The sequence below is a fragment of the Rhizobium sp. BR 249 genome (assembly GCF_047445895.1).
Lineage (GTDB): Bacteria > Pseudomonadota > Alphaproteobacteria > Rhizobiales > Rhizobiaceae > Rhizobium.
This window is the reverse complement of sequence record NZ_JARWKX010000037.1, coordinates 15,947-39,923: the sequence shown is the minus strand read 5'-3', so window position 1 is coordinate 39,923 and position 23,977 is coordinate 15,947. Positions and strand designations below refer to the sequence as shown.

Here is a 23,977-nt window from a genome sequence, read left to right as displayed (position 1 = left end):
GAGCGAAGTGTCGGCCCCCTCCCTCAGCGCGTCAAACCTCATTTGAGGCCCTGAGCGTCCCAGCTGCGGGCGTGGGTCGGATCATTCCGCTGTCGCGGCTGCAGCTCATCGAGACTGCGCGCAAAACATAGGAAGGTCCTGCCTGCGAAGACCCATCATGCGGCGACCGTGTGTCGACCGCGCAGACAACCCTGCTCCCGGCGCTGGACTGCTTTGAAGACAACATCGCCCAAACATTCGAATCCACCTCGCTACGCCGTCCCCAAAAGCGGCGCCGATGCCTAATGACAAAACAGCCTTGACTAAGGCAATGCGATTAGACAACCGCCGCACACTTTTGCGCGACATGCTCTAATCCCTCACCACGGTCCAATTCGCATCCGGATTGAAATCCTTGATCGCCGCGGCGCGCTCTTCCGTTGCCGGGCCCAGATCGCGCTGGTAGATGACGCTCATCCCGTTGACCATGAAGGTCTGCACGCCCGTGACCCTATATTTGACCGGCCAGGCGATCAGCGCAAAGCCGGCGGTCATATAGCCGTTGACGACGTAGCTTTGCTTGCCGCCAAGAACATTGTCTCCCTGGGATGTCAGGATACGGTAGCGATAGCCGAAATAGCCCTCGCCGCGTTTGGCGGCGCCGAAGGCGGCCGTTTCGACCAGGCCGCTTGCCGGGCTCTCCTCGGGATAAACGCTCGGGTCCCAGTACAGGCCATCGAGCTTGCCGGGACTGCTGATCAACTTCTTTGCGAACTCATAGATGCCGTCGCCGTCGCGGTCTGCGGATGCGAACTGATACTGGGCCACGACATATTCATGCATGGTGTCGATGGTGGCGAGCTCGTTCTCGCCGATGCGGCGATTGGTAATCTCCTCAAGGCCACGCTGAGTATCGAAGAACCATTTGCCGTCCTTGTCCTGGCTCAGCGGAAACGGCAGCGGCCAGAGCCGGTCGCCGATCGCAACGACCTTGAGATCTCCGTCGTCCCGCAGAACCGCCTTCCGCTCCGCGCCCTCGCGGATCAATCCGTAAGCGATCATCGCCTCGTTGCTGGATCGAAGCTTGTCGGCCTTGAGGCCGAGCAGAGCGGCAAGATCGTCGATGTTGTTGGAACTCAGAACCGCTTTCAGTCTGTCGACCGCAAGCGACGGGCTGTCGAATTTCGGCGAAGGCGCTGCCGCCTTGTATTCGGCGAAATTAGTCGGCGCTTGCGAGAATGCCGGCGTTGCCGGCATCGTGCAGAGCGCTGCCGCGAACATGAGCGGAATGACGGTCGATTGGCGTCTCATGATGTAGCTCCCTGATCTGGAAAGAGGTCTCAACGCCGTCCACCACCGCGGCCACCGCCGCCACGGCCGCCACCGCCGCCGCCCTGCGGGCGCGGCCGGGCCTGAGGCGGACGGGCTGATGGGCGATGGCTCATGCTCTGCGCCCCTCGCTGCGAGGAGACGGCCTCCCGGCGACCGGACTGCGGGCTGCCGAGAGCGCTCGATTGGCGTCCGCGATTGTCGGGCCTGGCAGCCATCTGCGGCTTATTGGATCTGTTGGCAGCCTTTTGAGCGGGTTTGGCAGGGCGATTGGCGGCCTTCTGAGGACGCGCCTCCGGCCGGGACGCGGCCGGCCGATTGGCCGCGGTCGGTCTGTTGGCCGCAGGCTTGGCCTTCAGCCCCTGCGCCGTGTTCTTGCGGATATCGTCCGCCCGCGCCGAATTGGCGCGATTGCCGGGCCTCTGGCTCGCCTGGATATCGTTGGCCCGATTGCGCAACTGGTTGCGATTGTCGGCCTGCAGACCGGATTTGATCGCCGACCGGTCCAAGTTCGAGAGCTGGTCCTTGCCGATGCTCAACTTGCTGCGGTCGACATTGCTCCAGTCGACGTCGTTCCACTTGAGCTTTCCATTGAAATTGCGGTCGTTCAGGCAATTGTTGCAGTCGATGTCGATATCGCCGTCCCAGCGGCCGCCCCACACACCCCAATCGTCCCAGTTGACGACGGCAGCCCAGGTCAGCCCGGTGACCGCGGCGGCAAAGAACCCCGCCCCGGGATAATAATAGTTGTCGTAATAATCGGGATAATAGGAGATCGGCTCCGAAACATAACCCGGTTCATAGAGCATTTCCGGCGGATACTGCGGGATATAGATCTTCTCGGGATCTGTCGGCCGGATGATGATGTTGTCGTTCTCGGTGACGACAGTGACCTTGTCGTCCGTCTTGATGATGTTCTTTTCCACCGCTTCGTCGCGAAGCTGCTGAATGGCGATCAGGACGTCCTTCTGCTGGTTGGTGAGCGCATCCGCGAGCGATTGGGTCCAGTCGAGATCCTCGCTCATCATCTTGACGATGTCGGGATAATTGAGCAGCGAAATGACGCTGCCGTCCCAATCGCTTTTCGGCTTGAGGTCGGAATTCTTCTTTTTCGCCTCGAGGAAACGCTGCGCCTCGATGATCTCGAGAGGAAAGAGCGAGGCGGCGGAAATTGCCGCGACCAGTTCGTCCGGATAGAGCGCGATGCGCGCCACGAGCACTTCCAGTTCATCGTCGGAAAGAAGTGCGGCCGCCGGTTCTCCGGCACTCGTCTGGGCTGGTGCGGCTGCCGGCGCAGCCGCAGGCGCCTGGGCGCGCGCGGGCAGGGCCGGCTGAAAAGCAATGATCGCCACAGCCGCCAATCCGGTAATGAGTTGGCCAGCAAGCACTTTGCGGGAAATTGCTCTCATCGCATGGACCTCCCTTGGATCAAACAATACGAATGCCTTCATCGAGACTTCGGACCGGTCAGGGGCGGCCGCCCGAGCATGACTATTTTCGACTGCGCGATCGCCTCACCCATCTCTTTCAGCAGAGCCTCGACCAGGCCCGCATATTCCAGCCGCCGCGCCTCCCGAACCGCCTCGGGCAGACCCTCGACCTGCGCCAGAGCGTGTGCGGCATCCGCGAGATCCTCGCACATGCTATGAAAGGGCTCGTTCACATAGAAAAGCCGCTGTATCAGCCGCGTCTGGTTGGGGAAGTAAGTCTCGGCCGTCTCGAGGGCGGACAGATATGTCGAACCTTTTTCTCCCGACGCCATCTCCGCCCCCGCCGTCGAACTGCGCTCAGCAGATGTGAAAAACTATACAGCAGACGCACTGGCGGCTGACGTAAAATACGCGATCCTACGGGTGCAGGCTTTCGAAGCGCCGGGAGAATTTGCGGCACAGCGCCGGAATGGCATGAAACGAGCCGATCGCGTTCCTGCGCCCTTGCGCGGAGAAGATCTCCTCGAAGCTGTGGCTCCCGGCAACCCGATAGAGATTACGCGATGCTACGAGCCTCAACGCCGAAACGGGCCTAATATCGACTGTTGATAGCGATCGAGCGGCTCGGCCAGACCGGCCGGAAGGGAGCGGCCGTGTTCTTCGACTATCTCGTCTTGAGCGTCCCGGCCTTCCTTGTCGTCATCATGGCCTGCGACGCGGTCGCCAACGCACGAACCACACCATCAGGACGCTGCCGAACGCCTGGCGACGCCGATCCCGGTCATCGGGCCAAGCAGCGAGACGCGCCCCGAGAGGAACCAACGGTGAGAGCATAGGAGCCAGCGGTGACAGGTAGCATTCCGATGTTGCGGGGCCTGAGCGGTTTCAGCTGGGATTGGCTTCGCAGCGATATCCCCGCCGGGCTGTCGGTCGCCGCCGTCGGCCTGCCGAGCGCCATCGCCTATCCGGCGATCGCCGGCCTGCCGCCGGAGACCGGCATCTATGCCAGCATCCTGGCGCCGATCGCCTACGCGATTTTCGGCCCATCGCGGCTCTTGGTCGTCGGGCCCGACGCGGCGACGATGACGGTGCTTGCCGCTGCCATGGGCGCCATCATCGCGGCCATGCCTGCCGGCACCCCCGTCGACCGGGTTGCGATCGCTTCTGCGCTTGCCATCGGTGTCGGCGTCTTCTGCATCGCTGCGAAACTGTTGCGGCTCGGCGTTCTCGCGAGCTTCCTGTCCCGGCCCATTCTGGTCGGGTTCTTCGCCGGGGTGTCGCTTTCGATCCTGGTCGGACAGATCGGCCGCTTCACGGGCGTGAAAATCGAATCCGACGGACTGATCGCTCCGCTCGTCGAAATGCTCGCCAAGAGCGGCCTGATCCATTGGCCTTCGCTGATCCTCGGCCTTGCCATGTTTGCGCTGCTGTGGATCGTCCGGGCCTTCCATCTGAAGGTTCCCGGCCCGGTTCTGGTGGTGGTCGTCTCGGTCGTGCTGTCGGCGATCTTCGATTTCCGCGGCCACGGCATCGCCGTCGTCGGCGACCTGCCGAGCGGCTTGCCGGCCCTTTCGCTGCCCGCATTTCATCAAATGCCGCTCGACAAGATCGTGCTCGGTTCGGCCGCGATCTTTCTCGTCAGCTTCGGTGCCGGCATCGTGGCCGCGCGCAGCTTCGGGTCGCGAACCGGCGAGGAAGTCGATGCAAATCAAGAGCTGATCGGACTTGGCGCCGCCAATATCGCGCCCGGCCTTTTCGGTTCGTTTCCGATCAGCGTGTCGGATTCCCGCACCGCCATAAACCTGTCGGCGGGCGGTGTTTCCCAGCTTGCAGGGCTGGTTTCGGCCGCGACGCTGGTTGCGGCGCTGGTTTTCCTGAACGATGCGCTGCGCATCCTTCCGATCCCGGCGCTGGCGGCCATCCTGGCAACGGCGGCGATCAGCCTCATCGATGTCGACGAGCTCAGGAAGATCTGGCGCATCAGCCGTATCGAATTCATCTTCGCGCTGATCGCCATGTGGGGCGCGATCAGCTTCGGCGTTCTCAACGGCGTCATCGTCGCCATCGCGGCCACCTTCGCCTATCTCCTGCGTCAGACGATGTTTCCGCGCGACGGCCTTCTCGGCCGCATCGAGGGGCGGCACGGCTTCTTCGACATGCAGCGTTTTCCGGAAGCCCGTCCCATCGAGGGCGCGGCCGTCTTTGCGGTCCAGGGCAGCATCCTGTTTTACAACGCCGATTATGTGCGCTTGCGGATGATTTCGGTCGTGAAGGCGCTTCCCGCCGAAACCAGATGCCTGGTGCTCGATGCAAGCGCCATCACCTATATCGACAGCACCGGGGCGACCGCACTCGAGGCCGTGGCCGAACTGCTTGCGAAGCGCAACATCACCTTCGCGATCGCCGACCTCAGCGATGAAAGCCGCGCCATTCTCCATCGTGCCGGGGTCATCAAGACGATCGGCGCCGACAATCTTTTCAACGGCAGGGAAGAAGCCTTGCGGGCGCTGATCGGCGATATCGACCAGACCGACCGCCCCCTCCCCGCCGGCACTGCATCCTAGTTTCACAAGGAGGGAGAGCCATGGACGAAAACTACGAGCCGAAACAGGCCGAAGTAGAAGCAAGCCGCAGCAGCAAAGATAAAAAGAAAAAGAAATCATGGGATTACGACAAGGAGATCGGCCGCCTGCAGGTGGAACTGGCGCATCTTCAGGCCTGGGTGAAAAAGTCGGGCGCAAGGATCGTCATCATCTTCGAGGGGCGCGACGCCGCCGGCAAGGGAGGCATGATCAAGCGGATCATGGAAAGGCTCAGCCCGCGTGTTTTCCGCGTCGTGGCCCTGCCCGCTCCCACCGACCGGGAAAAATCGCAGATCTACATGCAGCGTTATATCGCCCATCTGCCGGCAGCCGGCGAAGTCGTGATCTTCGACCGCAGCTGGTATAACCGCGCCGGCGTCGATCGCGTCATGGGCTTCACCAGCGAAAAGAAAGCGCAGCGTTTTCTCGAGCTCGCACCCCGCTTCGAAGCGGCGATCGTCGAAAGCGGCGTCATTCTGCTCAAATATTTCCTGACGGTCAGCGAAGAAGAGCAGGAACGCCGCTTCCGGCGCCGGATCGACGATCCGCTGCGGCAATGGAAGCTCAGCCCCATGGACGTCGAATCCTACCAGCGCTGGTGGGATTATACGCGCGTCTATGACGAGATGCTGCGGATGACCGACAGCAACCATGCGCCATGGTGGATCGTGCCTTCCGACGACAAGAAACGCGCGCGGATCAACTGCATCTCGCACATCCTGCAATCCATCCCCTATGAACGGCTGAAGTTCGAAGAGCCCGATCTCGGAAAACGCCAGAAGCGGCCGTCCGACTTCGTGGAGGATCGCAGCGTCCGCCATGTCGTGCCCGACACGACGTCATAGAAGATGTCGCGCAAAACTGTGCCGCGGTTTTACGATCACGACACGCTTTAAAGCATGGTCTGGAACCTGGCGGATGCGACGATGGAGCAGGCAGCCGATACGACAGCGCAAGGCACCGGTGCGGGTCAGATTTCGATAGAGGCGAGAGTGAGCGATCTTGTCCGGTTGGGCATCATTGGACTTTTCGCTTATTGGACGATGACGCTCATCGCTCCCTTCGCGCTGATCGTCATCTGGTCGGCCATTCTCGCCGTGGCTCTCTTCCCGATGTTTGCGGCGCTCTCGCGGCTGATCGGAAACAGGCCGGTGATTGCCGCCATCGTCGTCGTCGTCGGTTGTCTCGTCCTGATCATCGCGCCGCTCGCCCTCGTCGCGGTCAATTTCGCCGACGCCGTGCAGGCGCTGATCGGCAGGTTGCGGACGGGAGAATTCACGCTGCCCGCGGCGCCCGACGCCATCAGGGATTGGCCTGTCGTCGGCGAGCGGCTCCATGAGACCTGGAACCGGATTGCCGGCGATCTCGCTTCCGCCATCATGAAGTTTCAGGCGCCGATCCGCGAGGTCATGGGCGTTGTCGTGACGAAGCTCGCCTCGATCGGCGGCGGCGTATTGAGTTTCGTCGTCTCGATCATGCTCTCCGGCGTGTTTCTCACCCAGGCGACGCGCCTGGCGGCGGCGATACAGGTTCTGGCAAGCCGGGTCGCGGGTGAAAAGGGCGTCGGTTTTGCCCGGCTGGCGGGAACCACGGTGCGGAACGTCTCGCGCGGCGTCATCGGCGTCGCCTTCCTGCAAACCCTGCTCTGCGGATTGTGCTTTGCCTTCTTCGATGTCCCGGCGCGCGGAGCGCTGACCTTCGTGGTCTTCATGCTCTGCGTCATGCAGCTGGGGCCCGCGCTCGTGCTCCTGCCCCTCGTCATCTGGGCCTGGTTCGCCTGGCCGTTCGCCAGTGCCCTTGTCTTTACCTGCCTTGCGGTGCCGATCTCGATCGTCGACAACATCCTGAAGCCCATCCTGATGGCGAGAGGCCTCTCGACTCCCATGGCCGTGATCCTGATCGGCGTCATCGGCGGCACGCTTTCCCACGGGCTCCTCGGCCTCTTCCTGGGGCCGGTCGTGCTCAGCGTCTTTTACGAGCTGCTGAGAGCCTGGGCCTGGCCGCCGGCGATCGCGGAGGGAAGCGAACAGGATCACGCGCCCGGTTTCAACGCCGAAGCCGGGCGCGCGGGGTAATCCTCCGCCGATCTACCGGTTGGTACAGTAGACGACGACCTCCTGCTCTATTTCGAGGCAGAGCTCCTCATATTCCTGGACGAGCTTGTCTTCCCTCGGGCTTTGGGTCCGGAACCGATCCAGCGCATCGACGGCAAGATCGTAGGCCTCGAACAATTCGCCGAGCGTCTCGCTGGTTATGCCCGCCAGCAGGTGGCGGATGTCCGGAAGCCGCAACATCAGTTTTCTGCGGCCGCGTTCCTGGCTCATGGGTTAGCCCCGTATTCGAAGCGTGTCTGCACCTGATACGAAAATAGAAAGGTGCCGGATTGTTCCCGAGGTCACAATAACAGTATCAGACGGGGAGCCGTCATTTGCAACTTAGTGCGGTATCGAACAATCGGAATCGCCTCGCCATTCGGAAAATTGATGCGCCGGCACGGCTTAGATGCCAATTCCAAAGCAAAACTTGCAACCGTGGGCTCGTGCGCTATGATGTATTAGAACTACCTCAGATAATTGCGTGACTTGTCGTAGGGGCGATCATGAGAAGCGCAAACGTCAACGCCTTCAGCAGTCTTGGGCCGACAGCTGATGAAATCTGCCGGCAGGTCGAGCGAATTCTCGGAAGCGAGGAGTTTCACGCGCCCAAGCGCGGGCGGAACTTTCTCGAATTCGTCGTCAACGAGACGCTCGCCGGCCGATCGGGATTTCTGAAAGCCTTCACGATAGCAAACGTGGTTTTCGGCCGGGAAGCTTCCTTCGACCCGCAGAATGATCCCGTCGTCCGGATCGAGGCCGGCCGGATCAGAAAGGCGCTCGAACGTTATTACCTCGTCGCGGGCCGCGCGGACGAGGTCATCATCACCGTGCCCAAAGGCGGATATGTGCCGCATTTCGAATATGCTCAGGGGCTGCCGCTCCCGCCGGCAGGCCCAGAAGACCCGGAGGAAACGCAGACTGCGGAGCCCGACGACCGGGACGGTTCTCGTCGAAAGACGCCCGCTCCGATGCTTTCGGCCGTTCCTGTCCCCAGAATCGTCATAGCCGCGGCCCTTGCTCTTTTCGCCTTGGCCTTTGCATTTGCATTGTCTGGTCAGGGGCGGCCGAGCGCGTCATCGCCGCCTGCGGCCGCCGAGCCGAAAGTCGTCGTCGAGTTCTTTGCCGAGAGCGGCTCCGCCGACCCCGGTTCGGACATAGCACGCGGGCTGAGGGACGACGTGATCGGCCAGCTTGCCCGGTTCGACCACATCGTCGTGGTTGCCGATCCGCTGCGCGGCGAGCGTGCCGCCGGTGCCGACTACGCGCTCCAGGGCAATGTCCAGCTCGACGAAAGCAGGTTGCGCGCCGCGGCCAGGCTGGTGCGTCAATCGGACGGTGCCGTCATCTGGGCCAAGAACTTCGATGCCGATCTGGATGCCGAAAACAAACTCGTCATCCAAGGCAATATCTCCCGGCAGATTTCCAGCGCCATCGCGCATCCCTATGGCGCCATCTTTCAAACCGAGACGGATAAGATCGCCCGGCCGGCGCAAAATGGCGACCAGGATGCTTATGCCTGTACCCGCGCCTATTACAGCTACCGTCAGGCCATGACCGCGCAAAGCCACAGCGCCGCACTGGAATGCCTGCTGAAGGCGACACAGCGTTTTCCCGACAACGCTACATCATGGGCATTGCTGTCGATGGTCTATCTCGACGAGCTGCGGTTTCGCCACAAGCTCGGCGCTCCCTCTTCGGTCGAGCCGCTCGAACTGGCGACCGCGGCGGTGGAGCGGGCGGCATCGCTGGCGCCAGGCGATCCCCGGGTGCTGCAGGCGCTGATGATGGTGGGCTTCTTCCACGGAGATATCGACAAGGCCCTGAAGGCCGGCACGGCAGCCCATGCCGCCAATCCCGGCGATGTGGAAGTCGCCGGCGAATATGGCTATCGGCTGGCGCTGTCCGGGAAATGGCAATCGGGCTGCGAACTGCTGTCGATCGCCCTCAACAGAGGCGCCGGCCCGAGCGGATACTATGAAGCCGGCATGGCGCTGTGCGCGCTCATGAAAGGCGATCTCGAACAGGCGGAGCGGTGGTCGCGAAAGTCCGATCTCGGCTCGAACCCCGTCCATCGTCTCGTGCTGCTGTCCATTCTCGGCGCCGCCGGAAAGACCGCGGAAGCCGAGGCGGAAAAGCATTGGCTTTATACCCATGCGCCGGCATTGATGACCGATATCCGCGAGGAGGTTTCCCTGCGCCTGCAACGACCGGAAGATCAGGAACGGTTCCTGAACGGGCTGCGCGCCTCGGGGATCGATATCGGCGCGGTCCCGGCGAAGTAAGCCGTCATCGATCGGGCGATGCGGCGCTCTGCTTGCGGCTGTTCGAAATCTCCAGCGCGATCTGCATGGCGATCTCGTCCTCGACATCGAGAATGGTCCGGCCGCGCAGCTCGCGATCATATTGATTGGCCCATATGACCGCGCCGTCCGCGCCATTGATCAGGCGGACATGCAGATGAAGGACGGTGCCCTCGACAACCACGCTTCCCTGGAGATTGAACAGCGGAACGATCGTTTGAGCGCCGGGCCGGTCGTGCGTGAGCACCACGAGATTTTCCGTCCTCATCAGCTTCGCCAGCAACTGGTCGGCCAGGCCTTTGGCAAAATCCATTCCCTCACGGGTGCCGCCGAGCGCCGTGAAAGGCTCGATGACGATGCTGGCCTTGCTCGCAAGCGTCGATGCGGCAGGCGCCGGCGGCGCTTTCGGCGTTGAAAGATAGGCCTCCAGCGGGCGGATGATGGCCAGAACGGCGATCAGGCCGAACAGGGCGGGCACGCCGATCGGCAGCAGAAGATCGCGATAGGCGATCGGCCGGTCGAGGCTGCCGCGCTTGTTGCCGCTGTTCTGCACATCGGCCGCTTCGCCGGGATTCGCATTGCCCTTGCTGCTCGAAAAATGCGGCGAATAGCCCCCTTTGGGGATGGTGATCGCGATCGGGTCGCTGCTGCCGCTGACGAGATAATATCGTTCGAGCGCGCGGCGAATACGCCCGGCCTCGATACGCACGACCGGATCGCTCTGCGCGTCGAAGGAGGCATCGCGTCCGAAAACCGCCTGTGCAATCGTATAGGCCTTGAGCTGTTCGCTGCGCCCTTCCAGCATCTCCTCGACGATATATTGCAGGAAACGCCGGCCGCGCTCAGGAGCATGAAATTCCGGACTGGCGAGAATACGCTCAAGCTGCTCGCGGACGGCTGCGGGGTCGTGAGGTGCACGGCTTCCTCCTCCCTCATCCGATACCATCGAGCCCTCCCGCGACGCATCGCCCATTCGCTCAACAAGGGGAAAAAGCCTTATACACCCGCCGATGCTTCAGGACTTCCGTAGCAATACGTAATTGAAAACGGCGCGGTTGAGTTCCCCTGCCTGAAAGGCGGAACATGGCTTTAAACCCAGCCTTCTCCTATCTCACCCTCCAGGCTTGGCTTAGCGATGCTCTCATTTCCGTCGTCATAATATCGCGCAGCTAACCCAAAGCTTGTTCCGATTGGCCAAGAATAGGCCCGTCCATAACGCGCCTATTCCGGCAAAGCCGTCTGCTGGAAGAATGTCACGGTCGCTTCGTCGGGCGGTCCGAACCATGTCGTGAAAAAGCTCCGGAAATCCTGGGATGCGTAGGTCTGGCTCAGCGCGCGATCGACGGCCAGGCGAAAGTCCTCGTCGCCGCGCGCCAATTCGAGGCCGAGCGGTTCGTAGGTGAAATAACGCTGCAGGACGATCAGGTTGCCGGAGTTGTCGCTGCGGGCAGCAGCGTCCATCAGCAGCGGCATATCGCCGAAGAGCACCGCCGAACTGCCGTCGAGCACGCTTTCGATCCCCTGCTGATAGTCATTGACCGGTGTCGCGGTCGCCGCGAGCTGGAAAGTCTTGATCCTGTCGGACAGCCAGCCTTCGCTCGTCGTGCCGGCGATCGACGAGAATGTCTTGTGTTCGAGGATCGTACGGGCCGGGGAGCCGCGCCAGACGGGACGGCTCGACGGTTCGCCATATTGCAGGACTTCCCGCAGCGCCAACGGCGCGCTGGCGCTGAGCAGCGCGCCGGTGCCGCTCGGGAAGATCGGGATGGAGAACGAGACCTTCTGCCGGCGCGCCAGCGTCACCGGCTCCGCCCCGCAGACGAGATCCGCCGCGCCGCTCTCGATGGCCTGTCTCTTGGCGTCGCCTGACAGGGAAACCCATTCCACATCGAGTTTCGGCAGGTTCAGCTGGGCTCTCAGACTATCGGCGATCTTGTTGCAGAGGGCGACGGCGTAACCATCGGGCCGACTCTGCTCGGCATTGAAGGAAAAGGGCCTTGCATCCGGATCGTAGCCAAGCTTCAGCGCGCTGTTTGTCCTGACGCGGTCGAGCGTCTGCGCCTGCGCTGATGTGCCGAGAGCCGACGAGGCCGTCGCGGCGAGGACAGAGAGGGCGACAATCGCCCAGCGACCATTTCTTCGTGACATGTTTGGTCCTCCCTCTGTTAGGCAGTCGGCGCCCGGTTCGCGCCATCGGCGAAACGCGGGGCGATCAGGCCGTAAATGATGAAACCGATGCCTGTGACGATCATGCCGCCGAGCACCGCATCCTTGCCGGAGGCGTAGATGGCGAAGACGCTGTAGGCCATGCCGACCAGGGCGATGGTGGCGTTCAGCCGGTATTTCGCCTGTGGTACGCGAGCGGCCTTCATCATGACGAACAGGGCTGAAAGCGCGATGATGTAGGGCAGCACGTTGGTGACGACAGCGAGATTGACGAGCGCCGAGAACTGTTCGCTGAGCGTTGGCGATATGGTCATCAGCGCAAGGCAGGTCTGTGCGATACCGAGAATGACCATGCCGCTGACCGGCGCTCCCATCTCGTTCACCCGGGAAAATATGGACGGGAACATCCGCTCGTCCGCAGCGGTCTTCGCCGTCTGGGCGATCGTGAACTGCCAGCCGAGCAGCGAGCCCAGGCAGGCCAGCACCGCAAGCGCCATGATGATCGAGCCGATCGTCGGATTGAACATGGTGGCATAGGCGAGTGCGAACGGCCCCGTGGAGGTGGCGAGATCCGCATTCGGCACGATGCCCTGAATGACCGTCGTCGACAGGATATAGATGACGGCGGCGCCGAGCGTGCCGAACATGCAGGCGAGCGGCACGTCGCGCTTCGGGTTCTCCACGGCGTCGGAATTCTGCGCGGCGGACTCCATGCCGAGGAAGGCCCAGAGTGTGAGCGAAATGCTCGATCCCATGCCTTGCGCCAGCGTCAGCCCCTGCGGGTTCCAGGCTGCGCCGAAGGTGCTGGAGCTGAACCACAGCCAGCCGATGATCGACAGCAGCCCGACGGGAAGGATGACGCCCCAGACCGTGACCGAGCCGATACGGCCAGTGATGCGCGGACCGCCGAAATTGGCGGCCGTCGTCAGCCACAGGAGCACGATCAGCGCCAGGCAGGTCATGATCGGCGTCGATGTCAGCACCGGAAAGAACCCGGCGAGATAGCCGACGGCCGAGATGCCGATCGCCACGTTGCCGACGGCAAGCGACAGGAAATACAGGAAGAACACCATGAAATAGCCGTCCTTCCCATAGGCATCCTCCGCATAGGCGGACATGCCTCCGGGGCGCTGGTTGAACAGCCCCGCCTGGGCGAAGCCATAGGCGATCGCCATCGAGCCGATGGCGGTCACGAGCCAGGAGAGAAGCGAGATCGCGCCGACCTGTGCCATATTGGCGGGCAGCATGATGATGCCTGACCCCATCATGTTGACGGCGACGATGAAGGTGAGCTGCACCAGGTTCATCTTTTTCTTGGTCGTGGTCTCGGCCGCAAGATGCATCGTGTTGTCGGTCATGACGAAATCCTCCCTAAAGCGCGCCGCGATCTTTCAGATTCGCTTGGCCGACGCTTTAACTCCTTGTTTTTGCACATGCCGTTATCGCAAAACCGCTGCGCACTTTTGCGCGGCATGTTCCAGCCCCTACTCGCGCACGACATAGGTGTGGAATTTGATCCGCCCATCGATCCGCTCCTGGAATACGCCCTGGACCTCGTAGTTGAAGCCGGGGAACCGGTTGAAGGATTCTTCGAAGGCGAGGAAATAGTCCCGCATCGGCCGCGCCCTTTCGTCCCAGCGTTCTCCCGGTACGATCACGCCGATGCCGGGCGGATAGATCAGCGCCAGCGTTGCCGAGATGCGGCCGGCGGCTTCCGTCAGCGGCACGTAATCGACATTGTTGGCGACCAGTGCCTCATAGGCCTGCTTCGGCGCGATCGCCGGCTCCGGGAAGCTCTCGGAGCGGAAGCACAGGCGCTGCAACTCCTTGACGCCCGCCTCGCGGCAGAAGGAATGCATCTCATGGCAGACCTGGCGGACGGTATAACCGGCATAGCGCTCGCGATTGGCTGCAAAGACGGTCGGCAGCACCTCCTGAAGCGGCGCGTCGCGATCCCACAGGTTCTTGAACTTGACGAGCTTGGCGACGAGCGTGTTCAGCTTGCTCTCGTCCTCAGCCGGGGTCAGCAGGAAGAGCAGGCTGTTCAAGTCGCATTTTTCCGCCACCACGCGCTGTTCGCGCAGATAGTTGGCGACGACAGTGGCCGGAACGCCGAATTCGCGATATTCGCCGGTCTTTCGGTCGATGCCGGGGGTCAGGATCGCAAGTTTGTTGGGATCGACCATCGTATAGCCCGGCGCATAGCCGGCATAACCATGCCAGTTCGCCTCCGGATCGAACCGCCAGCATTGCTGCTCGCGTTTCAGCACTTCGGTCGGAACATCCTCCCATCTGATGTCGGCGAGATCGCCGGTGTGCTTGGAGCCTGAAACCGTCACCCTGTCCGGCACGAAGGGATCGAAGAACCACTGTTCCTCGGCGCTTGCGGCTTTGGTTTCGTAATGTCCCACGAAACCGCGCAGCTTCTTGCGAACCTCGATCCCGAGTTCGATGCAGCGGTCCCAGAGCATCTCGCCGGCCTTGCCCTCATGCACCTTGGCATTGACGTCGAGCGAGGCGAAAAGCGGATAGAAAGGAGAGGTCGAGACATTCATCAGCAGCGATTCATTGAAGCGCTTGTGTTCGACGAACCTGCGCTGGCCCTTGATATGTTCGTCCCGTTTGTGGATCTGCGATGCCTGGGAAAAACCGGCGCCCTGCTTGTGGACCGACTGGGTGGAAAACAGCCCGGGCATGTCAGCCCTGAGGTCTTTGAGGCGCATCGGGCTATGGCCGTCGAAGAGCGGATGGAAGGCGTTGTAACCGATCCAGGCCTCGTCCCAGAGCACGTAGTCGCAGAGATGGCCGATCTTCTCCATCACTTGGGCGACATTGTAGATCGTGCCGTCATAGGTTGCGAGTTGGATGCAGGCCAGCCGGAACGGCCTTTCGGCCTTCGCGCGGCTCTTGTCGGCGACGAGCGGATGCTCCTCTATTTTTTGCCGCAGCCAGGCCTCGTCCCAGGCCGCCCAATCGACAGCCCCGATCATGCCGAAGGAATTGCGGGCGGTCGGCAGATAGATCGGGATGGCGCCGGCCTGCACGAGAGCGCCCTGATGCAGGGATTTGTGATTGTTGCGATCGAAGAGCACGAGATCGCCGCTGTGCAGCACCGCATTGGCGACCACCTTGTTGGAAGTGCTCGTTCCGTTGAGGATGAAATAGGTGCGGTCCGCGCCGAAGATGCGGGCCGCCTGCTTCTGGGCCTCGACGGCGGGGCCTTCATGGATCAGGAGGTCGCCGAGATCGACATCGGCATTGCAGAGGTCGTTACGGAAAATGCTCTCGCCGAAATATTTGAAGAAGAGCTGGCCGGCCGGCGATTTCCGATAGAACTGGCCGCCCTGATGCCCTGGGCAATCGAAGGCGATGTTTGCCTCGCCGTCATAGGCCATCATGCCGCCGAAGAAGGGCGGCAGCAGCGATTTGCCGTAATTGACCGCGCTGGACACGATCTGCTTGGCATAGAAGGTGGGCGTCTGCTGGCCGAGATAGACGAAACCATCCACCTCGCCGGCCATCTCGACGACATCCATATCGGCAATCGTCAGCGTATCGGCCATGGCCCAGATCGGCGTGCGGAAGCCGATCTCCCTCACCGAGCGAAGGAAGCTGCGCGCCGCCGGCAGCTTGCCGCCCTCGACCGAGCCGATATAGGCGCCGACGTCGGCATCCTCGGAGACATCGGCGGAATAATCGTCGCGCAGTTCCACTTGGAAACCCTGAGCGGTGATCTGTGACACCAGCGCCTGAGCCTGAGAATTGTCGCGGTCGATGATCGCGACGATCTTCAGCATCTTGTGGAAGGGTATGGCGACCGTCGGGGCCTTCACATCACGCGGGATCATTTCTGCCCCTCCCCTGCAATGCAATCGACGAGGTAACGGCGTCCGCCGTCGCCGGGCGCGAAGCGAAGGCCGTGAATATCGGTTTCGAAACCGGGGAATTTACTGTCGAAGTCACGAGCGTAGAGCAGGTAGTCCTGGATCGACTTCGTCGACTGGGTGATCCGCTCGCCCGGCATGATCAGCGGAATTCCCGGCGGATAGGGAACGATCATCACGGCAAGGATGCGGTCCATGAGCTTGTCGATCTCGACGCTCTCGATTTGGCCTTTGACCAGCCGGTCATAGGCATCGGCTGGACGCAGCGCCATTTCGGGCAGGACCGTGTACATCTCACGCTGCGCCTTCGGCACGTCGTCCTTGCGATAGATCGCGTGGATCTGCTCGCAGAGATCCTTCAGACCCATGCCGGCATAGGCTTCCGGATGGGAAGCGGCGACTGCGGGCAGCGCGCGGGTCAATGGCGCATTGGCGTCATAGAGATCCTTGAAATTGAGCAGTTCGGTGACGAGCGTGCTCCATTTGCCGCGGGTAATGCCCATCGAGAAGAGAACGAGGAAGGAATAGAGGCCGGTCTTTTCGATCTCGATGCGCCGCGACGACAGGAACTTGGTGATGACGGCGGCCGGTATTCCATGCTCGTCCATCACCCCGCTTGCCGAGAGACCCGGCGACAGGATGGTGACCTTGATCGGGTCGACCATGACGTGGTTTTCGGCAAGGCCGGTAAAACCATGCCAGGCATCATCAGGCTTCAGAACCCAGTCGGCATGGGTATCGCTCGGCGTCTGCTCGGCAACCGTCGGCTCCCAGACGTCGAACCACCAGCTGCCTTCCGTTTGCTTTCTCACGGCGTTCATCGCGCGGCGGAAGCTGATCGCCTCGTCGATCGTCTCCTGCACCAGCGCGCGCCCGGCCGGCTGCTCCATCATCGCGGCCGCGACGTCGCAGGAGGCGATGATGCCATATTGCGGCGAGGTCGAAGTGTGCATCATGAAGGCTTCGTTGAAGCGGGTGATGTCGAGACGCTTGTTCTCAGCATGCTGGATATGGATCATCGATGCCTGCGACAGGGCGGCCAGCAGCTTGTGTGTCGAGTGGGTGGCGAAGGTGATGGCGTTTTGCGACCGCGCGGGCTGGTTCGATGAAATCCCGTGGAAGCCGTCGTAGAATTCGTGGAAATTGGCATAGGCGTACCAGGCCTCGTCGAAATGCAGCACCTCGACCGCGTCGCCGAGCGATGCCTTGATCGCATCGACATTGTAGCAGAGCCCGTCATAGGTCGAGTTGGTGATGACCATCAGCCGGACCTGCCGCTGGTCTGCCCGGCAAAGGGGCTGGCGGCGATCTTGCCGGCGATGGCTTCAGGCGTGAACTGATCCTTGGAGATCGGGCCGATGATGCCGAGCCCGTTGCGCGAGGGCGTCAGATAGATCGGCGTGGCGCCCGTCATGATGAGGGAGTGCAGGATGGATTTGTGGCAGTTGCGGTCACACAGCACGAGATCGCCGCGCCCGACCATGCCGTGCCAGACGATCTTGTTGGCGGTCGACGTGCCGCCGACGACGAAGAGGGTCTCGTCCGTGCCGAAGATGCGCGCCGCATTGCGCTCGCCCTCGGCGATCGGTCCGACATGATCGAGAAGCGAACCGACGCTGCCGACCGATACGGAGATATCGGAGCGCAACGTATTTTCGCCGAAGAACGTGTAGAAGAGCTGGCCGACGGGGCTCTTGCGGAAGGCGACACCACCGCCATGACCGGGCGTATGCCATGAATAGGCGCCTTCGAGCGTGTAATCCATCAGCGCCTTGAACATCGGCGGCGGCAGCCGGTCGAGATAGTTGCGGGCAGCCTGCGCGATGGCGCGCGCCATGAATTCCGCTGAATCCTCGAACAGCCGGAAGAAGGCGTTGGCGTGGCGCAGCACCGTGGCCGGAACGTCTTCCGCGGTTGTATCGTCGCCGAAGAGGAAGATCGGCAGGCGGTCGTTTCTCTGCCGCTTTGCGGCGAGCACTTCTCCCAGCACCTGCCAGCGCGTGGCCTTGTCCTCGGCGCCGTCGACGGAGACCAGCCAGCAGGACTCGGTATTGAAAACGTGCACGAGACGGCGCGCATCCTCATAGGAAACCCCGGAGACGATCCGGAACCCTTCCTTCTCGATGGCTGCGGCGAGATCGCGCATGCCGCGTCCGGCAGCGCTCTTGCCATCAAAATCCTCGTCGATAACGGCTATCGGAAATGCCATCTGGAATTCCATGCGTTCCTCCAGAAACCGAGGTCAAAGGCTGCGGCCGGCATGCAGCCCGCGTTCATCTCAGGTTGAAGGATCGTACATGACGGGTCGTGCAGCGTCGTTGATTGCAATCAACGTGATGCGAAGCATTTCGATATCGGTTGAGCGCTGGTATCCGGCTTGGCTATTCCGCCCATTCCCGATCGGCGGTGAAGGCGATCGTCAGCCAGCGATTGGCGCTTTCGTCACCGATCGCGTTCCCTATCTCATCGCGGAGCGCGTCCCATTCCTCCACGGTCTTTGCCGGAAGCCCTTCGGGGACGATGAAGTAGAGTTCGATCTGCATGGCCCGGCCGACCTGGGCGACATAGGCGCGGTGCGAGAGGAAGCCGAGACGGCGAACCGTTTCCGAGGCGACGCGGTCGACATGCGCCTGAAGGTCGACCGGGGCAATCAGCAGGATCTCGGTGAACGCCTTCCAGACGGTGCCGATCGGAAGCGGAATCATCACCAGGCAGACCAGCGCCAGCACCGCCGGGTCCATATAGCTTGCAAGCCAGGCAGCGGGCGTTGCCTGCACGGCCATGCCGATCAGGAATGCGATGAGCAGCGCAAGCGCGATACCGCCCGACATGATCCAGGCCTTGATGTCGAGTGAGACGAAATCGGATTTGATACGCGCATTCAGCCTGATGCCGAGGAAGGCCATGATCGCGCAGACAATCAAGGTCGCCGCGGAATAGGCGACCGCCATGCCGAATTGCAGTTCGTGACCGCCGTTCAGGATGCTGATGATCGCGCTGATCAGCGCATAGACGCCGACCGTCATCAGCAGGCAGCCATTGAGCATGAGCACGATCGGCTCCAGATGCCAGAAGCCCATCGTAAACCGATTTCGAATCCGTCCGGATCGGGCGTCGCTCTGCGTCGATTGTATGATCAGGCTGGAAACCCAGAGCGCAAGTCCGGTCATCGCCGCATCGGCCAGCGAATAAACGCCGTCGAAGGCGATCGAGAAGGAGCCGGAAAGAATGCCGAAGACGACGCCGAGCGTTGCGACCACGACGGTCGCCGCGATTGAAATTCTGAGAAACCCCTGCTCGCCCAGCATCGTCGACCCCGTCTCCGCTCTAGCCCGTCATGCGACGCGCTTTGGCAGATTTATCCCGATGACGAAGGCTAGACCAGCCCGGCGGACTACGCATTGATCCGGATTGCGGCCGCCCGTTTTTGCAACGACAATCGCTGTTTGAAGGCGGTACGCAGAGACATCGGCTCCGGGCAGCCGTCTCTTGGGGGAAGCTCATGACAACGTCGCCCAATGGCAAGAGCCTCGGACTTGCCGCCTGCACCGCCATCGTGGTCGGAAATATGGTGGGATCGGGCTTTTATCTTTCGCCGGCCGCGGTCGCGCCCTATGGCAATCTTGCGATCATCGTCTGGATCGTCATGGGCGCCGGCGCGATCTGTCTCGGCCTGACCTTCGCGCGCCTGGCGAGCCTCGTGCCCGCCGTGGGCGGCCCCTATGCCTATACGAGGCTCGCCTATGGCGATTTCGCCGGCTTCCTCATCGCCTGGGGCTACTGGATTTCCATCTGGACATCCCTGCCCGTCATCGCGATTGCCTTTGCCGGCGTGATGGTCGATCTCTTCCCCGCCCTCGGCAATCGCTTCGCCGCGACCGTGCTGACGCTCGGCGTCATCTGGGCGATCGTGCTCGTCAATCTTCGCGGCGTTCACGCGGCGGGCGTCTTCGCCCAGGTCACGACCTATGCCAAGCTGCTTCCCTTCGGCGCCGTTGCCATCATCGGCCTGCTCTATATCGACACGTCGCATTTCTCCGATTTCAACCCGAGCGGCCAACCGCTGCTGCAGTCGTTTGCAACGCTGGCGCCGCTCACCATGTTTGCCTATCTGGGGCTGGAATCGGCGACTGTGCCCGCGGGCGATGTCGAGAATGCGGAGCGGACCATTCCGCGCTCGACGGTCCTTGGGATCTCGATTGCCGCAGCTCTTTACGTGCTCGGCACCATTGTCGTCATGGGCCTCGTGCCGCGTGAACAGCTCATTCACTCGGTCGCGCCGTTCTCCCAGGCTGCAGGGATCATGTGGGGGCGACCCGGTGAACTGGCGATCTCGATTGCCGTCCTGGTTTCCTCTATCGGCGCGCTCAACGGCTGGACCCTGCTGATGGGGCAGGTTCCGATGGCAGCGGCCCGCGACGGGCTGTTTCCGCCGCTTTTTGCACGGCTTTCCGCGCGTGGCGTACCGGCTTGGGGCATGATCATCTCAGCCTTCTTCGCAACGCTCCTCGTGCTCGTCCAGGCTCTCGGCTCCGAAGGCTTTGCCGCCGTCTATCGGCTGATGGTGGGACTGAGCACGATGGCCGCCGTCGTTCCCTACGCCTTCTGTGCGCTTGCCGGAACTCTCGTTGCCGGCGCAACGCATGGCCGAATGCCACGGGTCAGCGCAATCGAGCTGATCGCTTTCGTCTTTGCAATCTTTACCCTTTACGGCTCCGGCGCCGAGCCGGTGCTCTACGGCCTCGTCCTGTTGATGCTCGGCATCCCCGTCTATGTCTGGCAAAGGCGAAACGCGGCTGAGACGACTGACAAAGAAACGGCTGCGGGCGCAGCAACGCACCCGGCCGTCTCAGGATAGATTTGCCTTGGAAATCAGTGCCAGCTCAAGCCGTCAAAACGTTCATCGATGATCGTCCCGCGTTCGCCGCGCACCATCCCGGCAATATCGGCAAGGGAACCGATTGCGGCCGTCTTGCCGTTTGCCCGTGCAAAATGGCAGGCAGCGTCCACCTTCGGCCCCATCGAGCCGGCCGGGAAGGAAAACTGGTCGAGATCGTCGGGACGAGCACGGTGGATCGCCTTTTGAGACGGCTTGCCCCAATCGATGCAGACAGCCTCGGCATCCGTCGCCATGATGAGGAGATCCGCAAGGAGTTCTCGCGCCAGCAGTTCCGAGCACAGGTCCTTGTCGATCACGGCTTCGACGCCGATCAGCTTCCGGTCGGCGCCCTTCTCGTACATGGTCGGGATACCGCCGCCGCCGGCGCAAATGACGATGGTGCGCTGTTCCAGCAGCCAGCGGACGGGCCGAATCTCGAAGATGCGCTTCGGCGCCGGCGAGGCGACGACGCGCCGCCACTTTTCGCCGTCCTGCTTGAACACCCAGCCCTTTTCCGTGCGAATCCGGTCCGCCTCGGCCTGGTCGTAGACCGGGCCGACGAATTTGGTGGGATTTTCGAAGCCGGGATCTTCGGCATCGACTTCCACCATGGTGAGAAGCGTCGCCAAGGGCTGCTCGAAGGGCAGGAGATTGCCGAGCTCCTGCTCCAGCATATAGCCGATCATGCCTTCGGTCTCGGCGCCGAGAACATCGAGCGGATAGGCCTCCTCGGGTTTATAGGCGGCTCCCTGGAGCGCAAGCAGGCCGACTTGCGGACCGTTGCCGTGGGTGACGACGATCTCATGTTCGGCCGCCAGGGGCGCGATCGCCTTGGCGGCAGTGCGCGCATTCCGCCTCTGGGTATCGGCAGTCATCGCTTCCCCGCGCCGGAGAAGCGCATTGCCGCCAAGCGCTATGACCACACGCATATCAATCTCCCAAGGTCGCGACCAGTAGGGCCTTGATCGTGTGCAGGCGATTTTCCGCCTGCTCGAAGGCGACGTTGGCCTCGGACTCGAAGACGTCGTTGGTCACTTCGAGGCCGTTCGCCATGCCGTAATCTTCGGCGATCTGCTTACCGAGCGTGGTTTCGGTATCGTGGAATGCCGGCAGGCAATGCATGAACTTGGTCTGCGGATTGCCGGTCGCCTTCATCAGATCCTGGTTGACCTGATAGGGCGTAAGCAGCTTGATGCGCTCGCGCCAGACATCCTTCGGCTCACCCATCGAGACCCAGACGTCAGTGTGGATGAAGTCGACGTCCTTGACCGCCTCTCTCGGATCTTCGCTGACCAAGAGCCGCGCGCCCGAGGCCTGCTGCAAATCCTTGGCGATCTTCATATATTCTTCCGAAGGCCACAGCGATCTCGGGCCGCAGATGCGCACATCCATGCCGAGCAGGCAGCCGACGATCAGCAGCGAATGCCCCATGTTCGAACGGGTGTCGCCGACATAGGCATATTTGATCTGGGCGATCGGCTTGTCGCTGTGCTCGCGCATGGTCATGACGTCGGCGATCATCTGGGTCGGATGATATTCATCCGTCAGGCCGTTATAGACGGGCACCCCGGCATAACGCGCCAGTGTTTCGACGCCGTGCTGCGCCGAACCGCGATATTCGATCGCATCATACATGCGTCCCAGCACCCGCGCCGTATCCTTGAAGGATTCCTTGTGGCCGATCTGCGATCCCGACGGATCGAGATAGGTGACGTTGGCGCCCTGGTCCGAGCAGGCGACCTCGAAGGCGCATCTCGTCCGCGTCGAGGTTTTCTCGAAGATCAGGCAGATTTCTTTGCCTTTCAGGTGCTCCTGCTCTGTGCGGGCATATTTGGCCCGCTTCAGGTCCCGGGCGAGATCGAGGAGATAGCGGAATTCCCGCGGCGTATAGTCCTGCACGGTCAGAAGCGAGCGATTGCGCAGATTGAAACTCATGGTCTTGCTCCGTCGGTCCGGTTCGTGGGTGGAAACGTCAGTAAGCAGGGTCGCGCCAGATGGGGCATGTCATGCAATGCCCGCCACCACGGCCGCGTCCGAGTTCGGAGCCGCGAATGGTGATGACCTCGACGCCCGCCTTGCGCAGCAGCGTATTGGTGTAGGTGTTGCGGTCGTAGGCGACGACGACGCCCGGCTCGAGCGCCACGACATTATTGCCGTCGTCCCATTGTTCGCGTTCGGCCTGATAGGAATTGCCGCCGGTCTCGACCGTGCGCAGCTTCGGCAGACCGAGCGCTTCGGCGACGACATCGAGCATCGGCCGGTTTTCGGGATGGATCTCAAACGTGCCGTCGTCATCCTTCGGATGCATGCTGTAGCAGCGGATCTGATCGACCACTTCGGCAAACAGCGTGACGACGTCACGGTCGCAGAAGCTGAAGACGGTATCGAGGTGCATGGCCGCGCGGCTCTTCGGCATCAGGCAGCCGATCACCCGCTTTGCCGCCTTGCTTCTGAACAGGGCCTGCGCCACCTGGCCGACGGCCTGATAGGTGGTGCGCTCGCCCATACCGATCAGCACCGTGCCGTTGCCGATCGGCATGACGTCGCCGCCTTCCATCGAGGCGTTGGCGAACTGATCGTCTGAATCACCCCACCAGATCTGGAAATTGCCGCCCTGGAAGATCGGATGAAACTTGTAGATGGCGCGCTGGATCAGCGTCTCGGCGCGTCTTGCCGGCCAGAACATCGGATTGCAGGTCACGCCGTTATAAATCCAGCAGGAAGGGTCGCGCTGGAACAGCGTGTTCGGGATCGGCGGGATGACGAAATCGCTTTCCGGCAAGGCGCTCAGCATCAGGGCCTTCGCCCTGACGTCGGGCAGGTCGGAGATCGCGATGCCGCCGATCATGAAGGCGGCGAGCTGTGTCGCCGGCATTTCGTCGAGCCATGGCCGCATCGCCTCGGCGACCTGCGAGCCGAGCACGTTCGGAGTGATGCGCCGATCCAGGATGAAATCGCGCGCCTGCTGGTTGGAAAGCGTCTCGCCGAGCAGGTCGTGGAGTTCGAGAACCTCGACCCCTCTCTCCTGCATCTTCAGGACGAAATCATAATGATCCTTCTGGGCCTCGTGCACCCAGAGGACATCGTCAAAAAGCAGATCATGGCAGTTTGCAGGCGTCAGGCGCTGATGAGCCAGGGATGGTCCGCAGACCATGACGGTTCTCAGTTTTCCGACCTCAGAATGAACACCGAAACCACGCATGCGGTCCTCCTTCCAGCCATAGCGATAGCGGTCGCGCCGCCGGCTCCTTGAACAGCGTCAGATTATTGTGGGCGCTCCGCTCATGTCATTGATTGCAGACAAGGTGCGGCGCAGCATTTACCGCCCGGCA

Annotated in this window: 17 protein-coding genes and 1 pseudogene; 5 read left to right on the top strand and 13 right to left on the bottom strand. The window is 62.0% G+C overall.

Annotated features, from left to right (window positions below; translation table 11 throughout):
* Positions 1 to 351 precede the first annotated feature (351 nt).
* From QD408_RS25340 to QD408_RS25330, 3 genes are read right to left on the bottom strand one after another with little or no spacing between them, the layout of a single operon-like run.
* A complete protein-coding gene (locus tag QD408_RS25340) occupies positions 352 to 1,290 on the bottom strand; it encodes a DUF2950 family protein (protein ID WP_414141187.1) in 939 nt (312 codons plus the stop codon).
* 29 nt (positions 1,291 to 1,319) lie between these two features.
* Positions 1,320 to 2,717 (bottom strand): DUF3300 domain-containing protein, encoded by a 1,398-nt coding sequence (locus QD408_RS25335; RefSeq protein WP_414141186.1) that lies wholly within the window; start codon positions 2,715 to 2,717, stop codon positions 1,320 to 1,322.
* A 38-nt stretch (positions 2,718 to 2,755) separates the two neighbouring features.
* The gene (locus QD408_RS25330; protein ID WP_088683210.1) at positions 2,756 to 3,070 is read right to left on the bottom strand and encodes a hypothetical protein; all 315 of its coding nucleotides are present in this window, start codon (positions 3,068 to 3,070) and stop codon (positions 2,756 to 2,758) included.
* 531 nt (positions 3,071 to 3,601) lie between these two features.
* Here QD408_RS25330 and QD408_RS25325 point away from each other — a divergent pair.
* The 3 genes from QD408_RS25325 (at position 3,602) to QD408_RS25315 (ending at position 7,395) form a co-directional block, all read left to right on the top strand.
* Entirely contained in the window at positions 3,602 to 5,302 is a 1,701-nt protein-coding gene (locus QD408_RS25325) for a SulP family inorganic anion transporter (RefSeq protein WP_414141189.1), read from the top strand.
* Positions 5,303 to 5,322: 20 nt separating this feature from the next.
* Positions 5,323 to 6,165, top strand: a complete 843-nt coding sequence (ppk2, locus tag QD408_RS25320; RefSeq protein WP_088683212.1) for a polyphosphate kinase 2 — start codon at positions 5,323 to 5,325, stop codon at positions 6,163 to 6,165.
* A gap of 81 nt (positions 6,166 to 6,246) precedes the next feature.
* Complete coding sequence (locus QD408_RS25315) at positions 6,247 to 7,395, top strand: AI-2E family transporter (RefSeq protein WP_414141188.1); 1,149 nt, start codon at positions 6,247 to 6,249, stop codon at positions 7,393 to 7,395.
* Positions 7,396 to 7,407: 12 nt separating this feature from the next.
* On the opposite strand, the gene QD408_RS25310 is transcribed toward QD408_RS25315, so the two are convergent.
* Positions 7,408 to 7,644, bottom strand: a complete 237-nt coding sequence (locus tag QD408_RS25310; RefSeq protein ID WP_088683213.1) for a hypothetical protein — start codon at positions 7,642 to 7,644, stop codon at positions 7,408 to 7,410.
* A gap of 275 nt (positions 7,645 to 7,919) precedes the next feature.
* Between QD408_RS25310 and QD408_RS25305 the strand changes: the two genes are divergently transcribed.
* Positions 7,920 to 9,698, top strand: coding sequence for a hypothetical protein (locus QD408_RS25305; protein ID WP_414141185.1), 1,779 nt, complete (start codon positions 7,920 to 7,922; stop codon positions 9,696 to 9,698).
* A gap of 4 nt (positions 9,699 to 9,702) precedes the next feature.
* On the opposite strand, the gene QD408_RS25300 is transcribed toward QD408_RS25305, so the two are convergent.
* The 6 genes and pseudogenes from QD408_RS25300 to QD408_RS25275 form a co-directional block, all read right to left on the bottom strand.
* Positions 9,703 to 10,662, bottom strand: a complete 960-nt coding sequence (locus QD408_RS25300; RefSeq protein ID WP_414141184.1) for a hypothetical protein — start codon at positions 10,660 to 10,662, stop codon at positions 9,703 to 9,705.
* Positions 10,663 to 10,937: 275 nt separating this feature from the next.
* Positions 10,938 to 11,864, bottom strand: coding sequence for an amino acid ABC transporter substrate-binding protein (locus tag QD408_RS25295; protein WP_414141183.1), 927 nt, complete (start codon positions 11,862 to 11,864; stop codon positions 10,938 to 10,940).
* 17 nt (positions 11,865 to 11,881) lie between these two features.
* Positions 11,882 to 13,240, bottom strand: coding sequence for a putrescine-ornithine antiporter (potE, locus tag QD408_RS25290; RefSeq protein ID WP_414141182.1), 1,359 nt, complete (start codon positions 13,238 to 13,240; stop codon positions 11,882 to 11,884).
* Between the two features lie 126 nt (positions 13,241 to 13,366).
* Entirely contained in the window at positions 13,367 to 15,730 is a 2,364-nt protein-coding gene (gene speC, locus QD408_RS25285) for an ornithine decarboxylase (protein WP_414141181.1), read from the bottom strand.
* A pseudogene (locus tag QD408_RS25280) lies at positions 15,727 to 17,987 on the bottom strand (Orn/Lys/Arg decarboxylase N-terminal domain-containing protein). The gene speC and the pseudogene QD408_RS25280 overlap by 4 nt, the downstream one beginning before the upstream one ends.
* Before the next feature lie 160 nt (positions 17,988 to 18,147).
* A complete protein-coding gene (locus tag QD408_RS25275; protein ID WP_088680392.1) occupies positions 18,148 to 19,074 on the bottom strand; it encodes a cation diffusion facilitator family transporter in 927 nt (308 codons plus the stop codon).
* A 194-nt stretch (positions 19,075 to 19,268) separates the two neighbouring features.
* On the opposite strand from QD408_RS25275, the gene QD408_RS25270 reads away from it, so the two are divergent.
* Complete coding sequence (locus QD408_RS25270) at positions 19,269 to 20,624, top strand: amino acid permease (protein WP_088680391.1); 1,356 nt, start codon at positions 19,269 to 19,271, stop codon at positions 20,622 to 20,624.
* A gap of 14 nt (positions 20,625 to 20,638) precedes the next feature.
* Here the strand turns inward: QD408_RS25270 and arcC are convergent, their stop codons facing one another.
* From arcC to arcA, 3 genes are read right to left on the bottom strand one after another with little or no spacing between them, the layout of a single operon-like run.
* Positions 20,639 to 21,574, bottom strand: coding sequence for a carbamate kinase (arcC, locus tag QD408_RS25265; RefSeq protein WP_088680390.1), 936 nt, complete (start codon positions 21,572 to 21,574; stop codon positions 20,639 to 20,641).
* 1 nt (position 21,575) lies between these two features.
* Positions 21,576 to 22,580 carry an ornithine carbamoyltransferase gene (locus tag QD408_RS25260; RefSeq protein ID WP_088680389.1) on the bottom strand — a complete coding sequence of 335 codons (1,005 nt, stop codon included), beginning with the start codon at positions 22,578 to 22,580 and terminating at the stop codon, positions 21,576 to 21,578.
* A gap of 37 nt (positions 22,581 to 22,617) precedes the next feature.
* Positions 22,618 to 23,847: an arginine deiminase gene (arcA, locus tag QD408_RS25255; RefSeq protein WP_088680388.1), complete on the bottom strand. Its 1,230-nt coding sequence runs from the start codon at positions 23,845 to 23,847 to the stop codon at positions 22,618 to 22,620.
* Positions 23,848 to 23,977: the final 130 nt, after the last annotated feature.

Coding starts and splice junctions, on each gene's coding strand:
- QD408_RS25340 (WP_414141187.1), bottom strand. CDS start 1,290: ATGAGACGCCAATCGACCGTCATTCCGCTCATGTTCGCGGCAGCGCTC.
- QD408_RS25335 (WP_414141186.1), bottom strand. CDS start 2,717: ATGAGAGCAATTTCCCGCAAAGTGCTTGCTGGCCAACTCATTACCGGA.
- QD408_RS25330 (WP_088683210.1), bottom strand. CDS start 3,070: ATGGCGTCGGGAGAAAAAGGTTCGACATATCTGTCCGCCCTCGAGACG.
- QD408_RS25325 (WP_414141189.1), top strand. CDS start 3,602: ATGTTGCGGGGCCTGAGCGGTTTCAGCTGGGATTGGCTTCGCAGCGAT.
- ppk2 (WP_088683212.1), top strand. CDS start 5,323: ATGGACGAAAACTACGAGCCGAAACAGGCCGAAGTAGAAGCAAGCCGC.
- QD408_RS25315 (WP_414141188.1), top strand. CDS start 6,247: ATGGAGCAGGCAGCCGATACGACAGCGCAAGGCACCGGTGCGGGTCAG.
- QD408_RS25310 (WP_088683213.1), bottom strand. CDS start 7,644: ATGAGCCAGGAACGCGGCCGCAGAAAACTGATGTTGCGGCTTCCGGAC.
- QD408_RS25305 (WP_414141185.1), top strand. CDS start 7,920: ATGAGAAGCGCAAACGTCAACGCCTTCAGCAGTCTTGGGCCGACAGCT.
- QD408_RS25300 (WP_414141184.1), bottom strand. CDS start 10,662: ATGGTATCGGATGAGGGAGGAGGAAGCCGTGCACCTCACGACCCCGCA.
- QD408_RS25295 (WP_414141183.1), bottom strand. CDS start 11,864: ATGTCACGAAGAAATGGTCGCTGGGCGATTGTCGCCCTCTCTGTCCTC.
- potE (WP_414141182.1), bottom strand. CDS start 13,240: ATGACCGACAACACGATGCATCTTGCGGCCGAGACCACGACCAAGAAA.
- speC (WP_414141181.1), bottom strand. CDS start 15,730: ATGATCCCGCGTGATGTGAAGGCCCCGACGGTCGCCATACCCTTCCAC.
- QD408_RS25275 (WP_088680392.1), bottom strand. CDS start 19,074: ATGCTGGGCGAGCAGGGGTTTCTCAGAATTTCAATCGCGGCGACCGTC.
- QD408_RS25270 (WP_088680391.1), top strand. CDS start 19,269: ATGACAACGTCGCCCAATGGCAAGAGCCTCGGACTTGCCGCCTGCACC.
- arcC (WP_088680390.1), bottom strand. CDS start 21,574: ATGCGTGTGGTCATAGCGCTTGGCGGCAATGCGCTTCTCCGGCGCGGG.
- QD408_RS25260 (WP_088680389.1), bottom strand. CDS start 22,580: ATGAGTTTCAATCTGCGCAATCGCTCGCTTCTGACCGTGCAGGACTAT.
- arcA (WP_088680388.1), bottom strand. CDS start 23,847: ATGCGTGGTTTCGGTGTTCATTCTGAGGTCGGAAAACTGAGAACCGTC.